Below are 13,420 nucleotides of genomic sequence, written 5' to 3' on the forward strand. Positions count from 1 at the left end.
GACCGCCCCAGGCGGCGGGGAATGGCTCCCCGCCGCAGCATCGTTCAAGCCACTGCCTCCTCAGGCTAGGTATTTCGTAAACCAGTCGACCGTGCGCTGCCAGGCGAGCTTGGCGGCTGCTTCGTCGTAGCGCGGCGTGGTGTCGTTGTGGAAGCCGTGATTGACGTCGGGATAGACATAGGCTTCGTAGATTTTTTGCGAGGATTTCAGCGCAGCTTCATAGGCCGGCCAGCCTTCGTTGATGCCCTTGTCCAGCCCGGCATAATGGAGAAGCAAGGGGGCCTTGATCTTCGGCACGTCCTCGGCGCGCGGCTGTCTGCCGTAAAAGGGCACGGCTGCGGCAAGTTCGGGATAGGCGACCGCCGCAGCATTGGCGACGCCGCCGCCGTAGCAGAAGCCGGTGATGCCGACCTTGCCGGTGGTGAGGTCGCTCTTCATCAGAAATTCGACCGCCGCGAAGAAGTCGTTCATCAGCTTTTCCGGGTCGACCTTCTGCTGCAGGTCACGCCCCTTTTCGTCGTTGCCGGGATAACCTCCGACCGAAGTGAGTCCATCAGGCGCCAGTGCGATGAAACCCGCCTTTGCCACGCGTCGCGCCACATCCTCGATATAGGGGTTCAGGCCTCTGTTTTCGTGAACGACCACCACGGCCGCTACTTTGCCGGCGGCGTTTTTAGGGCGCACGAGATAACCGCGGACATCTCCATTTCCTTTCGGCGACGGATAGGTGATGTATTCGGCCACGATGTCGGGATCGGTGAACTCGACCTGGGTCGCCAGCGCATAGTCGGGGCTCAGCGACGAAAGAATGGCGGCTGCGGTCAGCCCGCCGACCGCAAATTTGCCGGCCCGGTCGAGAAATTCGCGCTTGGTAATCTTCCCGTGCGCGTAATAATCGTAGAGTTCGAGAAGTTCCTGAGGGAAATCCTTGGCTGTCATGCGGGTCATGATGGCTCCTCCTTGCCTTCGGGTCTCGTGCCATCCTACACACGTAAACTCACGTGTCTTTTCAACATTTCGCGAGTCCCGCGTGTGGTTGTCGGGACGATCGCCGCCTGGGCAAAATACGATGAATTCGCCGCCGCTGCTTCAAGCTGTGCGCGCTATTCCATTCGGCAATCCGCGTCCGGCCGGTTGAAGCCAACAATCGGCAGCCGCCAACCGATCTATGAAAATTAATTTCATGCCCGCGCTTAGAGGCCCGTTTTCTATTGACGCCTCTCGATTTTTGTCCCAACTTAAAGAAAATAAATTACTTAATTGGGAACTTGATCGGCATGAAAGTGGGAATCATCGGGCTAGGATTCCGGCTCGGCTATCTCGGATATGTGTTCAAAGCGATCGATAGCAGCTTCGACATTGTCGGCTATGTGGATCCGGAACCCGCCGGACTTCCCGGATTGACGGAAAAGGGAGTCTCGGTCGGCAAGGCCTATGCTTCGCCGGAGGAGCTGCTGGCTTCCGAAAAGCTCGATCTGCTGATGATCGGCTCCCCCAATCACCTGCATCTCGATCATATCAGGCTCGGACTGCAAGCCGGTCTCAAAGTCTTCTGTGAAAAGCCGATCGTTACGACGATCGCTGAAAGCATCGAGCTTGCCCATCTGATGGCGAAATTCGGCCATGAGCGACTGATGGTCGGCCTCGTGCTGCGTTATTCTCCACTCTATAAGGATCTGCGCGCCATCCAGGCCGAGGGCACACTCGGCCAGATCGTGTCGATCGAGGCCTCCGAACATATCGAGCCCTATCACGGCGCCTTCTTCATGCGCGACTGGCGCCGCTATGAGCGCTATTCCGGCAGCTTCATGCTGGAGAAATGCTGCCACGACCTCGACCTTTATAATGGCGTCGTCGGCGCGCGGCCCGAGCGCGTTGCAAGTTTCGGCGGCCGCAAGAGCTTCATTCCGGCCAACGACCCGGCGCGCGAGGGCATCAACGACCTCGAGCTTTTCCACCGCAAGCCGAGCGGCTGGATGGGAACGGACAAGGTCTTCGACAGCGATGCCGATATCATCGACTATCAGGTGGCGATCGTCGAATATGAAAATGGCGTCGGCATGAACTTCCACACCAATCTGAACGTGCCCGACCAATTCCGCCGTTTCGCCATCATGGGTTCGCGCGGCATGGCCGAAGGCGATTTCGTTCGTGGCTATCTCGACGTGCACGAACAATTGACCGGCAACAAGGTGGTCGAAAACAAATACGCTGCCACCGAGCTCTCCCAGCACTACGGGGCCGATGAGCAGATGGCTAGCGACCTGCTGGAAAGTGTGCGCACCGGGCTCGAACTTCCCGTTTCGACGCTCAATGCGCTGGAAGCCGGCATCCTCGCTCTGGCGATGGACGAAGCGAGGATGAAGAAAACCGTCGTCGACCTGCGTCCCGTCTGGGACCGCTTCGACGAAGCGCTTCACGCAAGAGCGGCTTGAGGAAGGCGGCAAGATGAGTGTTCAAAGAAGCGCCTTCATCTTCGCTTGTATCCTTCTTCTTCCGGCCGTCCTCTATGTTCTGGCAATCGTCGCCTATCCGCTGGTCGATACGTTCATTCTCTCCTTCACCGATGCATCGCTGAGGAAGACCACCAACTGGGTGGGCTGGATCAATTACGAGAAGATCTTCAACGAGCGGTTTGCCGAAGTCATCATCCGCACCTTCATCTGGACGTTTTTTTCGGTCGCCTTCAAAATGGTGATCGGCACCTTCGGTGCGACCATGCTGAACGCCGCGGTGCCGGGCCGCTCGCTGTTCCGGCTCTTGACCATGCCGCCATGGATCGTGCCGATGGCCATCGGCATTTTCATGTGGGGCTGGATGTATAATGGCCAGTTCGGGATGATATCGGGCGTTTTGCAGCGCTTCGGGCTGGTCGACGGTCCGGTCGCCTTCCTCGCCTATGGCAGCACCGCCTTCTGGGCAACGATCATCACCGACGTGTGGATCGGCGTGCCGCTGGTGACGATCTACTTTCTGGCGGCGATCCAATCGATCCCAAAGGATCTCTATGAGGCCGCCTGGACCGACGGCGCCGGCCGTTGGTACCGCTTCCGCCGCATCACCTTGCCGCTGATGGTTCCGGCCATCATCACCATGTCGATGCTGTCGCTGATCGCCACCTTCAATTCGTTCGACATCATCTGGATCCTGACCCAGGGCGGGCCGAGCGGCGAGACGACGACGATGATCATCGATACCTATCAGACCGCCATCGGCTCGAAGAAATACGGTGAAGGTGCAGCGCGCGCCGTGTTGATCTGCATCTTCCTGTCGCTCTTCTGCTTTACCTATTTCCGCGTCACCCGCCGTCTCAATCCGGAGAAACGCGCATGAGCAATGCTGCCATGATCGACCGTTACCGCTGGTGGGAAATCATCCTGATCTATTGCGGCATCGCGCTCTTTCTGTTCTTCGTGCTGGCGCCCTTCTTCGAAGGCTTCATGGTGTCGCTCAAACCCCTCAGCCAGCTCTTCTCCTCCCCCTACCGCTTCTGGCCTGAGAACGGTTCCTTCGAGGCTTACCGGACGATGTGGGTCAGCGTGCCGGGTTTCGGGCGTTATATCTTCAACTCGTTCTTCATCTCGATCATCGTCACACTGATCGTGCTCTGCCTCGTCATTCCGGCGGCTTATGCCTTCGCGAAGTTCGAATTCAAGGGCATGGGCATCCTGCTCGGCGCCTTCCTGACAGTGAACATGTTCTCCGGCGCCGTGCTGTTGATCCCGCTCTTCCGGCTGATGCGCAGCATGGGCGTGCTCAACACCTATCTCGCCATGATCGTGCCTGGAGTCGCCTTCCTGATCCCCTCGGCAATCTGGCTGCTGCGCACCTATATGATCCGCATTCCACAGGAGCTCAACGAGGCGGCCTATATGGATGGCGCCAGCCATTTCTACACGCTCCGCCGCGTCATCCTGCCGATTGCGATGCCGGGCATCATCGTCGTCGCCATCACCACCTTCATCGGCGCTTACGCGCAGCAATTCATCTTCGCGCTGACCTTCAACTCGAAGACCGAATACATGCCCTTGCCGGTGGGTCTCTTTGCTTATTTCGGCAAGCAGGAGGTCATCTGGAACGAACTGATGGCGGCTTCCTTCGTCGGCATCGCGCCGGCGATGGTCGTCATCTTCTTCCTTCAGCGCTACCTTGTCGGCGGGCTGACCGCCGGTGCGGTGAAACAATAAGATCAAAAAACCAGTGAACAGCTAACACAAGAAACGGGAGTCACGACGTGAGCATAACAATCAAGACAGGCCTTATGGCGCTCGCTTTGCTCGGTTCGACCGCACTGACCGCGGTCACTGCCCATGCAGCCGACAAGGAAATCAGCTGGATCTATTGCGGCGACACGATCGACCCGGTCCACACCAAATACATCAAGCAGTGGGAAGAAAAGAACGCCGGCTGGAAGATCGCCCCCGAGGTCGTCGGCTGGGCGCAGTGCCAGGACAAGGCGACGACGCTTGCCGCCGCCGGCACGCCGGTGGCGATGGCCTATGTCGGTTCGCGCACGCTGAAGGAATTCGCGCAGAACGACCTCATCGTTCCGGTGCCGATGACCGATGACGAGAAGAAGGCCTATTATCCCCACATCGTTGACACGGTGACCTTCGAGGGTAACCAGTGGGGCGTTCCGATCGCCTTCTCCACCAAGGCGCTCTACTGGAACAAGGATCTCTTCAAGCAGGCCGGCCTTGACCCCGAGACGCCGCCGAAGACCTGGGCCGAAGAAATCGAAATGGCCAAGACCATCAAGGAAAAGACCGGCATTCCGGGCTTCGGTCTCTCCGCCAAGACCTTCGACAATACCATGCATCAGTTCATGCATTGGGTTTACACCAATAACGGCGCAGTGACCGATGCCGACGGCAAGGTCACGCTCGACAGCCCGCAGATTCTCGCCGCGCTGAAGGCCTATAAGGACATCGTCCCCTACTCCGAAGAAGGCCCGACGGCCTATGAGCAGAACGAAGTCCGCGCCATCTTCCTCGACGGCAAGGTGGCGATGATCCAGGCCGGCTCGGGTGCCGCCGACCGTCTGAAGAAGACGCAGATCAGCTGGGGCATCACGACGCTGCCGCTCGGCCCCGACGCCAAGGGCCCCGGCACGCTGCTGATCACCGACAGCCTGGCGATCTTCAAGGGTTCGGGGGTCGAGGACAAGGCGATAGAATTCGCCAAGTTCATCACCTCGCCTGATGTCCAGCCGGAATACGAGCTGCAGGGCGGCGCCGGCCTCACCCCGCTGCGCCCCTCCGCCAAGGTCGACGAGTTCGTCGCCAAGGATGCCAATTGGAAGCCGCTGATCGACGGCATCAGCTACGGTGGTCCCGAGCCGCTGTTCACCGACTATAAGGGCTTCCAGAACTCGATAATCGAGATGATCCAGTCGGTGGTAACAGGCAAGGCCGAGCCGGAGGCAGCGCTCAAGAAGGCTGCCGGCGAAATCGAAGCCTTCAAGTAAGCCTCTCCTGGGGTCGCGGCGGCATCAGCCGCGGCCCCTCCCCTATCATGATCGAACATGCGACCAGGCCGCCGGCGGAGACAGATTTTTGGGACAGCTCCTTCTCAACAAAGTTCAGAAATTCTATGGCGACTACGAAGTTCTGAAGGGCGTACAGCTCGATGTTAAGAACGGCGAGTTCGTTGTCTTCGTCGGCCCGTCTGGCTGCGGCAAGTCCACGCTGCTGCGGATGATCGCCGGTCTCGACGCGACGACGGCTGGAGATATCGTCATCGACGGCGTCAGGGTCAACGACCTGCCACCGGTCAAGCGCGGCATCGCCATGGTGTTCCAATCCTACGCGCTCTACCCGCACATGACCGTCTTCGAAAACATCGCCTTCCCGCTTCGAGTCGAAAAGATGGAAGAGGCAAAGCTCAAGGCCAGGGTGGAAAATGCGGCGCGCATCCTGCACCTTGAACAGCGGCTGCAGCAGAAACCCGGCGTGCTTTCCGGCGGCCAGCGCCAGCGCGTCGCGATCGGCCGCGCCATCGTGCGCGAACCGAAAATATTCCTGTTCGACGAACCGCTGTCCAATCTCGATGCGGCGCTGCGCTCCGACATGCGCATCGAGCTTGCCAAGCTGCACAGGGCGTTGAAGGCGACGATGATCTATGTGACGCACGACCAGGTCGAGGCCATGACCATGGCCGACCGTATCGTCGTGCTCGACGCCGGCGACATCTCCCAGACGGGCGCGCCGCTGGAGCTCTATCACAAGCCGGCCAACCAGTTCGTCGCCGGCTTTATCGGCAACCCGAAAATGAATTTTCTCCCCGTCACCTGCAAGGGCGTCAGCGCCAACGGCGTCGAGGTGGATTATCAAGGCCAGACAGCCGTTCTGCCGGTGACCCCGCGTGACGGCATCGCCGGTAAGACTCTGACGCTCGGCATCCGCCCGGAGCATATCCAGCTCAACGGCGGCGATATCGTCTTTACCGTGACGCCGACGGTCATCGAACGCCTCGGCGCCAATACCGTCGCCTACGCCTCGCTCAACGGAGAGTCCGAGAATTTCTGCGCCATGCTGCCCGGCAGCGTCGGAATCCGCGCCGATGCGCCGGTTGCAACCGGCATCAATGCCGTTGACTGCCATCTCTTCGACGAGGCGGGCATTGCCTTCGAGCGGCGCGTGGAACTGACCGAAATCGATATGAACGTGATTAATCCGACGGCGGCTTGAACGGCTGGCTCGGTGTCGGTGGTTCGTTCTGCCAGGGGGCGGTTCCGGGGGCGAAATGACACCCCAAGCGATTACGGCTGCCCACGGTAGGAGTTCGGGTGGTTTCAGTCCACGAACGTCGTCGGACAATCTCTGCAGGTAGCAGAGTGGTCCATTGCGGATATTTGATAGCAAGGCTGCATTGCGCCCTATCCAAACAGGCTCCGAGATTTCCTCAAATCCGCCATTCGGCTCATGCGACTCGAACGTCCAGCTCGGGGGTGGTCTTGTGATGGTCAGCTTTGGAGACCGCAACTAGGGAAGCTGCCGTCGGCGGGCTTGACAGATCCTCCCGCAAACAATCACAATCGAGACAACCTTGTATTATGTTGCCCCTGCCCAGGGGAACGCGACGATATTGTCGCAGCATTGGCATAAGCATTTTGGTTTCCGCGCAGAACCGAGCCCGCCGTCGACCAAGTTATTAAAGCTCCGCGCTCAGTTTCGCGTCACAGGCGTAGCTGAATCAGCGATCGATCCCCCTTCTTCCCGCCATCACCACTGTCGAAAGCCTTTCTCGCTGCGGTGACATCCGGCAGTTTTACGAGCGTCCATTTGTGCAGTTCCTGAAGGGGTTCCCGCAAGGTGTGACCGAGTGGCGTCAGGTGGTATTGAACCGCGACCGGAGAAAGTGAGATCACCTCTCTCGCTACGAGACCGTTGCGCTCGAGGCGGCGAAGGCATTGAGTGAGAGCCTTCTGCGTCACCCCTTGCAAACGGCGGCGGATGGCATTGAAGCGCTGCGGTCCCTCATTGAGAACTGCAATCACCATCATCGACCACTTGTCAGCAATCTGATCGAATAGAGCCCGGCTCGGGCATTCGGAAGAGAAGCAGAGCGGTTCAAGTTCGAGCATGTCGGTTTCCTTCAATATACCTAGGCGACTTCAGGTGCCTGATTGACGCTAGGTTTACATCGTATACCTAGAAGTCCGTTTTACGCAACGGAGTTCTACTAATGTCCAATCCCGATACAAGCAGCCTGTTCCGACCTTTCACCATTCGGTCGCTTGAACTGAAAAATCGTATAGTTATGGCGCCAATGACCCGCCTGTTTGCGCCCGAAGGCGTGCCGGGGCCGGCAACTGCCGACTACTATCGGCGCCGAGCAGAAGGTCGTGCGGGACTGCTATTATCTGAAGGGACCGTGATTGATCGCCCGGCCTCCCGCAACGACGGTGGGATTCCGTTTTTCCACGGTGATGCGGCCCTGAGAGGATGGAAAAATGTGATTGACGCTGTTCATGGTGCCGGTGGTCGTATGGGGCCACAGATCTGGCACACCGGAGCGACTCGCTACATCAATAGTTGGGAGCCCGACGCCCCGGTGGAAAGCCCGTCTGGCCTCAACGGGCCCAGTGAGGCTCGCGGCGTTGCAATGACTGAAGAGGATATCGCCGATTCTGTCGCAGCATTCGCCAAAGCGGCGGCAGACGCCAAGCGGCTCGGCTTTGACACTGTTGAAATCCACGGCGCGCACGGCTATCTGATCGATCAATTCTTCTGGTCGGGCACGAACCTGCGCACCGACCGGTATGGCGGACCGACGATTAAGGAGCGCTCGCGCTTTGCTGGCGAGATCATTTCCGCCGTACGCGAAGCGGTGGGACCTGATTTCCCGATCATTATGCGCGTCAGTCAATGGAAGCAGCAAGATTTAACCGTGCGTCTCGCAGAAACACCAGCAGAGATGGCGACTTGGCTCCTGCCGTTGGTTGAGGCAGGGGTAGATGTTCTCCACGTGTCGCAGCGTCGCTTCTGGGAACCAGAATTCCCAGAAATTGATGGCGAGAACGGCCTCAACGGCGCGGGCTGGGCAAAGAAAGTGACGGGTGCCGCGACAATCGCTGTCGGCTCGGTGGGCCTCGACAACGACGTGACTGCAAGCGCTTTTGTTGGCAAGGGGTCAACCACAGCTAGCATCGATCGCTTGATCGACCGCATGGACCGCAATGAGTTCGACCTTATTGCCGTGGGTCGCGCGCTGCTCACCGATCCAAATTGGGTCGCCAAAGTTGAGAATGGCGATTATGCAGAATTGAAGGGGTTTGACCCAGCTACCTTATCCGAGCTTGCCTGACCCAGACGGGGTGACGGATGCAAGCGCGGGCTGCATTCGTTCACCCCGTCGCTCGTTCTTATCTCGATGCCGAACTGGGACTCGAAACCTTGGTTGATGCGGTTAAAGGTCGGTTCACGATGCCCATTGTTGATCAGAACGTTAATGCGTGGCTCATACCATTGGGGCACAGAAGACTGCGGAGCGGTGTTAAAAATTAGTATGCGGACGCCGAAATCACCGTTGCTCTACGGCGGGTAACGGGTCGTTGACACCGAAAACTAACCTTCAGGATACGGCCCCAATCCTTGAACCCGGAATTTGCGCGTTCTTCCAGCGGCCAATGGCGGCCCAAGGAGAACTCAAAATGGGTATCGCAAAATATGATCCTGCTGCACTGGGTCGCCCAGCATGAATGCAGGCCGAAAAGTCGGCGTAAAGAAACCCCTGCAGCAGCGGCATATTTGGGCAATTCGTTTCTTCCTCGATAGAGAGAGGCGCGTGCGAGACCGAGCGCTGTTCGACCTCGCGATCGACAGCAAGCTACGAGGCTGCGAGCTTGTTAAGATCAAGATCGGAACCCTTGTCGCGGGCCAGGAGATCCGAACGCGCGCCATGGTCATCCAGCAGAAAACCGGTCGCCCTGTACAGTTCGAGATCAAGGCGGACGTCAGGGGCAAGTTTGCTTGCGTGGCTTGAACGAAGAGGCGGCACCATAGATGACTTCGCCTTCCCAGTAGGGTCGATCATGCCGATTACCTCAGCACCCGCCAATACCCCAGATTGGTCGATGAGTGGGTCACTGCGATTGGGCTGCGCCGTGAAGATTACGGCGCGCACTCGCTCCGACGCACAAAGGCAGCGGTGATCTACAAAGCCACTGGGAATCCTCGTGCGATCCAGATTCTGCTCGGACATGCCAAGATCGAGAACACAGTCAGGTAATGTCATCTGCCGCGAGCACGTCTTGCGATACTAGCAACTGATCCTGCTGATACAGAGGCCTTCAGCCATCAAGGCCATTTCGCCCTCAATCGGCCCCTACCACACGAGGCCGCGGGCGGCGACCTCCTCGACGCGGGTGACGACGCCGCCACGATGGAAAACCATCGTATCGAATAGGTTGGACACCACGCAGGTGTGGTTCGGGATGATGAAGACCTTCTCGCCGATCTGCGGCCGGGGGCCGCTGCAATTCGACAGGTCGATGACGCCGTGTTCTTCCGAGAGGCTAGTGATGCGTGCCTCGGGATAACCGACGATCAGGCCGTAATCGCCAAAACCCTGAAGATCGGATGTCAGCGCCTTCGAGCCGGCATCGATGACGGCGCGGTCGGCGGTGGGCCGTGAGACGACGGTCGCCAGCACATGCATGGCGCAATCGTCCTCGGTGCAATGGCCCATGCGCACCATCTGGCGATCGTTGTAGATATAGGTGCCGGCGCGGTGTTCCGTCGCCGAGGGGACGAGATGGGCCTCGAACAGGCTCGGCGTTCCGCCATTGCTGACGATCGGGCAGGTTATGCCTTCCGGTTTCAGGTGGTCCAGCGTTTCGGTGATGAAGGCTTCGACGGCGGCGGCCGATTGCGGCTTCGGATAGGTGACGATGCCGCCGAAGGTGAGGCCGTCGGCGGCGGCGATGCGTTTGGCAAGCGAGGCGGCTTCTTCCGGCGTCTGCACGCCGCAGCGGCCGCCGCCGGTGTCGCATTCCACCAGCACCGTGATCGGCTTATGGCCGGAAAAATGCGCAGCCAGCCCGTCGACTGTCGTTTCGCTGTCGGCGACGACCTTCAGCGCTGGGATTTTGTCGTTCAACCTGGCCAGGCGCTCGAGCTTCTGCTGTCCGAGGATGTTGAAGGTGATGAGGATATCGCCGAAGCCGGCTTCGCCGAAGACCTCGGCTTCCGTGATCTTCTGGCAGTTGATGCCCTTGGCGCCGGCGGCAAGCTGCGCCACGGCCAATGCCGGGATCTTATGCGTCTTGATATGCGGGCGGAAGTTCAACTTATGCTCGTCCATATAGGACTGGACGCGGGTGATGTTGGCAGCCAGCCGATCTTCGTCGATCACGGGACGCGGCGTCGAGAGATTGGCGATCCTGTCGCCTGCCTTGGCGATGACGGCAAACGTGGCATCATGCATCTAGGCGGCTCCGCGTTCTCTACCGTGTGGATCGGCGACGATCGGCCATATGGTCTTCGGCGCCCGCCGGTACGGCGTCGTCTTCGGATTATTGGGATAGGGCGTTCCGGCCGAGCAGTAAAGGATCTCCGCCGCGATCTTCGAGAAGGATGCGAAGAAGTGGTTGGTGGATTTGATCACCAGGATCGTCTGCCTGCCCGGGTCGATGCCCATCGCCGAAAACAGGCTTGGATCGAAGCTTTGGGCGCGGGTCGAATTGAGGATGATGTCGATGCCGTTGAGCACGATATGGGCGGCATCGCCGAAAGGCGCCAGGCTCTCGCCGAACTGCATCTCGGCATTCTTCACGAGCCTGACGATCTTGACGGTGCCATCGATCGGATTGCCGGTGCCGGGCGCCGACTTGGCGCCGAAGCGCAGCGGAATCTCCGCCCCCTCGCCGGCTGCAAAACAGATCTGCACGGCCACCGGATCCCAGATGGTGCCGATCGCCGCACTCGTGACCCCGCGGGCCAGAAGCTCTCCAAGAATAACCGTCGCATCCCCGGCCGTGCCGCCGCCCGGATTGTCCCAGACATCAGCGATGACGACGGGCCATGCGCTGGCAGTCATCGCCCGCGCGACGGCTTGCTTCTCGTCGATCTGCGGGACCATGAAGGTGCCCCGTTTCGAAAACAGCTCGAGGCCGAGCTCACGCGCCAGGGCCGCGCCCTTTTCCGGCTTGTTGTCGGTGACGACAAGCAGCTTCGTCCCCATTTCGGGAACGTCGCCGACCATGAAACCGTGGATCACCGAGATCGACAGGATATCGGGGTCATCCTTCTCGATCTGCATGATCTTGTCGACGAAGGAGCGCATCGGTTCGCGCGATGTCGGGAAGACGTCGATCATCCGGCAGTCGAACACCGAGATTTGAGGCTTGACCCGGCCTTCGAGCGTGTCGACGGCGATGCGCCAGAGGTCCTCGGCGCGGTCGACGAAATCGGTATGCGGAAATTCCTTGAAATAGACGGCGAAATTAAGTGCCGCGACGCGCTTGGCAGTCAGATGGCTGTGCGGATCGAGCTCGGCGCAGATGAGCACATCGGGCCCGACGATCTCGCGCATGCGATGGAGAAGATCGCCTTCGGTATCCTCGTATCCGGCGGCCACCATGGCGCCATGCAGGCCCATGACGACGGCATCAACAGGCATGGCCGCGCTGAGCTGCCCGAGGATTTCGTCACGCAATTCCTCGTAGGTTCCCCGGTTGACGAGGCCGGCGGGGTCGGCCCAGGCGGCGGTTCCCTCGATCAGTTGCCAACCTTTCTCTCGGGTGACGCGCCTTCCGACGGTGATCGGCGCGGTGCAGAGCGTCGGTGTTTCCGGATGCTGGCCGGGCGGCGCATAAAGAGAGGCTTCGAATGCGCGGCGATCCACGCAGATCGGGGAAAAGGTATTGGTCTCGGTCGCCAATGCTGCCGTGAAAATGCGCAAGAAAGTGGCCTTCGTGTTATCGGCCCTGCTTTACCCCATCGGGTTCGGCAGGTAGCCGGTGAAACCTGAGATTTTCCAGCGTCCTTGGTGCAGCCTGCAATAATAAAGCGTCTGCCATTGCAGGACGTCTCGAGTGCCGTCGGACTTGGAAATGCCGCCGTCGAACTTCTTGCGAACGAGCGCCATCTCGCCTTCGATCTCGATATCCTCGAGCGTCGTGGTGGTGAAGATCGCCGTGCGCGGATCTTCCGCAAAGCTCTGCGTGGCGAAATCCTTTGCCTGCCTCAGCCATTCCTGGCGATAGGCCGACAGCGTCGGGAAAGCGAGGCGCCACCTGTCGGGGCTGACCTGCTTCTGGGCATCGATGCCGATGAAGCCCTCTTCGACGAAATCATGCTCCACCATCGACCAATCGGCGGCGAGAAAAGCATCGATATCGCGCGGAACGAGCATTTCCCAGATGGCCTGCCGGGCGCTGTCGGAGGGAAAAGGATTCAGGAAAGGATCGCGCATATCTGCCCCGGATTGAAATTCTTTTCATAATTCATGTTTTTCACTGGTCAAATTCTGCTTTCTATGGTCCTTTGTCAACTTATCAAGAAAATAATTTGCAAGGACATCGGCATGCCCATCAAGCGCTATGGCACTGTTCAAACGGGCGCCGGCGGCAAGGCGCTGCCTTTCGCGCGGGCGGTCGAAGCCGACGGATGGCTCTATGTTTCCGGCCAGGTTGCGATGGAAGACGGCGAAATCATCGACGGCAATATCATCGCCCAGACCCATAAGACGATCGCCAATGTTCTGGCGATTCTCGAGGAGGCCGATTATGGCGTCGAGGATGTCGTGCGCGTCGGCGTCTGGCTCGACGATCCGCGCGACTTCTGGACCTTCAACAAGATCTATCAGGAGTATTTCGGCGAGCACCCGCCGGCGCGTGCCTGTGTGCAATCGTCGATGATGGTCGATTGCAAGGTTGAGATCGACTGCGTGGCCTATAAGAAGAAGGATGCTTGAG

General features: G+C 59.3%; 14 protein-coding genes. 9 read left to right on the plus strand and 5 right to left on the minus strand.

The genetic code is table 11. The features are described from left to right. Positions 1-60: 60 nt before the first annotated feature. Positions 61-948: a YghX family hydrolase gene (yghX, locus tag HJB84_RS30460; RefSeq protein WP_207585288.1), complete on the minus strand. Its 888-nt coding sequence runs from the start codon at positions 946-948 to the stop codon at positions 61-63. Between the two features lie 329 nt (positions 949-1,277). Here yghX and HJB84_RS30465 point away from each other — a divergent pair, with 329 nt between their 5' ends. The 5 genes from HJB84_RS30465 to HJB84_RS30485 all read left to right on the plus strand — a co-directional run bounded on the left by HJB84_RS30465 (position 1,278) and on the right by HJB84_RS30485 (position 6,689). Then, on the plus strand, positions 1,278-2,435 hold the full coding sequence (locus tag HJB84_RS30465) for a Gfo/Idh/MocA family protein (RefSeq protein ID WP_207585289.1): 1,158 nt from the start codon (positions 1,278-1,280) through the stop codon (positions 2,433-2,435). 13 nt (positions 2,436-2,448) lie between these two features. Next, positions 2,449-3,333 (plus strand): carbohydrate ABC transporter permease, encoded by an 885-nt coding sequence (locus HJB84_RS30470; protein ID WP_221117737.1) that lies wholly within the window; start codon positions 2,449-2,451, stop codon positions 3,331-3,333. After that, on the plus strand, positions 3,330-4,187 hold the full coding sequence (locus tag HJB84_RS30475; RefSeq protein ID WP_221117738.1) for a carbohydrate ABC transporter permease: 858 nt from the start codon (positions 3,330-3,332) through the stop codon (positions 4,185-4,187). The genes HJB84_RS30470 and HJB84_RS30475 overlap by 4 nt, the downstream gene beginning before the upstream one ends. Positions 4,188-4,261: 74 nt before the next feature. Beyond that, positions 4,262-5,467, plus strand: a complete 1,206-nt coding sequence (locus tag HJB84_RS30480) for an ABC transporter substrate-binding protein (protein ID WP_207585634.1) — start codon at positions 4,262-4,264, stop codon at positions 5,465-5,467. Between the two features lie 88 nt (positions 5,468-5,555). Continuing rightward, complete coding sequence (locus HJB84_RS30485) at positions 5,556-6,689, plus strand: ABC transporter ATP-binding protein (protein WP_221117739.1); 1,134 nt, start codon at positions 5,556-5,558, stop codon at positions 6,687-6,689. 488 nt (positions 6,690-7,177) lie between these two features. Here HJB84_RS30485 and HJB84_RS30490 read toward each other — a convergent pair whose 3' ends face one another. After that, a complete protein-coding gene (locus tag HJB84_RS30490) occupies positions 7,178-7,585 on the minus strand; it encodes a helix-turn-helix domain-containing protein (protein WP_221117740.1) in 408 nt (135 codons plus the stop codon). Between the two features lie 101 nt (positions 7,586-7,686). On the opposite strand from HJB84_RS30490, the gene HJB84_RS30495 reads away from it, so the two are divergent. From HJB84_RS30495 to HJB84_RS33870, 3 genes are all read left to right on the plus strand, one after another. Further along, positions 7,687-8,808: an NADH:flavin oxidoreductase gene (locus HJB84_RS30495; RefSeq protein ID WP_221117741.1), complete on the plus strand. Its 1,122-nt coding sequence runs from the start codon at positions 7,687-7,689 to the stop codon at positions 8,806-8,808. A gap of 390 nt (positions 8,809-9,198) precedes the next feature. Continuing rightward, the gene (locus HJB84_RS33865; RefSeq protein WP_259671215.1) at positions 9,199-9,486 is read left to right on the plus strand and encodes a hypothetical protein; all 288 of its coding nucleotides are present in this window, start codon (positions 9,199-9,201) and stop codon (positions 9,484-9,486) included. An 84-nt stretch (positions 9,487-9,570) separates the two neighbouring features. Further along, positions 9,571-9,732 (plus strand): tyrosine-type recombinase/integrase, encoded by a 162-nt coding sequence (locus tag HJB84_RS33870; RefSeq protein ID WP_259671216.1) that lies wholly within the window; start codon positions 9,571-9,573, stop codon positions 9,730-9,732. Between the two features lie 96 nt (positions 9,733-9,828). Here HJB84_RS33870 and HJB84_RS30505 read toward each other — a convergent pair whose 3' ends face one another. Genes HJB84_RS30505 through HJB84_RS30515 form a run of 3 tightly spaced genes read right to left on the minus strand, consistent with a single transcriptional unit; the run spans position 9,829 to position 12,918 of the window. Continuing rightward, positions 9,829-10,929, minus strand: coding sequence for a D-TA family PLP-dependent enzyme (locus tag HJB84_RS30505; protein WP_221117742.1), 1,101 nt, complete (start codon positions 10,927-10,929; stop codon positions 9,829-9,831). After that, positions 10,930-12,405, minus strand: a complete 1,476-nt coding sequence (locus tag HJB84_RS30510) for a M81 family metallopeptidase (RefSeq protein WP_221117743.1) — start codon at positions 12,403-12,405, stop codon at positions 10,930-10,932. 30 nt (positions 12,406-12,435) lie between these two features. Continuing rightward, on the minus strand, positions 12,436-12,918 hold the full coding sequence (locus HJB84_RS30515) for a hypothetical protein (RefSeq protein WP_221117744.1): 483 nt from the start codon (positions 12,916-12,918) through the stop codon (positions 12,436-12,438). A gap of 111 nt (positions 12,919-13,029) precedes the next feature. Between HJB84_RS30515 and HJB84_RS30520 the strand changes: the two genes are divergently transcribed. Further along, positions 13,030-13,419 (plus strand): RidA family protein, encoded by a 390-nt coding sequence (locus HJB84_RS30520; RefSeq protein ID WP_221117745.1) that lies wholly within the window; start codon positions 13,030-13,032, stop codon positions 13,417-13,419. Position 13,420: the final 1 nt, after the last annotated feature.

The sequence above is a fragment of the Rhizobium sp. NZLR1b genome (genome assembly GCF_019685155.1).
GTDB lineage: Bacteria > Pseudomonadota > Alphaproteobacteria > Rhizobiales > Rhizobiaceae > Rhizobium.

What these genes read in the sequence shown, in the direction of transcription:
- HJB84_RS30480 (WP_207585634.1), top strand. Translation starts at nt 4,262, where the DNA reads ATGGCGCTCGCTTTGCTCGGTTCGACCGCACTGACCGCGGTCACTGCC.
- HJB84_RS30490 (WP_221117740.1), bottom strand. Translation starts at nt 7,585, where the DNA reads ATGCTCGAACTTGAACCGCTCTGCTTCTCTTCCGAATGCCCGAGCCGG.
- HJB84_RS30465 (WP_207585289.1), top strand. Translation starts at nt 1,278, where the DNA reads ATGAAAGTGGGAATCATCGGGCTAGGATTCCGGCTCGGCTATCTCGGA.
- HJB84_RS30505 (WP_221117742.1), bottom strand. Translation starts at nt 10,929, where the DNA reads ATGCATGATGCCACGTTTGCCGTCATCGCCAAGGCAGGCGACAGGATC.
- HJB84_RS30520 (WP_221117745.1), top strand. Translation starts at nt 13,030, where the DNA reads ATGCCCATCAAGCGCTATGGCACTGTTCAAACGGGCGCCGGCGGCAAG.
- yghX (WP_207585288.1), bottom strand. Translation starts at nt 948, where the DNA reads ATGACCCGCATGACAGCCAAGGATTTCCCTCAGGAACTTCTCGAACTC.
- HJB84_RS30470 (WP_221117737.1), top strand. Translation starts at nt 2,449, where the DNA reads ATGAGTGTTCAAAGAAGCGCCTTCATCTTCGCTTGTATCCTTCTTCTT.
- HJB84_RS30515 (WP_221117744.1), bottom strand. Translation starts at nt 12,918, where the DNA reads ATGCGCGATCCTTTCCTGAATCCTTTTCCCTCCGACAGCGCCCGGCAG.
- HJB84_RS30495 (WP_221117741.1), top strand. Translation starts at nt 7,687, where the DNA reads ATGTCCAATCCCGATACAAGCAGCCTGTTCCGACCTTTCACCATTCGG.
- HJB84_RS30475 (WP_221117738.1), top strand. Translation starts at nt 3,330, where the DNA reads ATGAGCAATGCTGCCATGATCGACCGTTACCGCTGGTGGGAAATCATC.
- HJB84_RS33865 (WP_259671215.1), top strand. Translation starts at nt 9,199, where the DNA reads ATGAATGCAGGCCGAAAAGTCGGCGTAAAGAAACCCCTGCAGCAGCGG.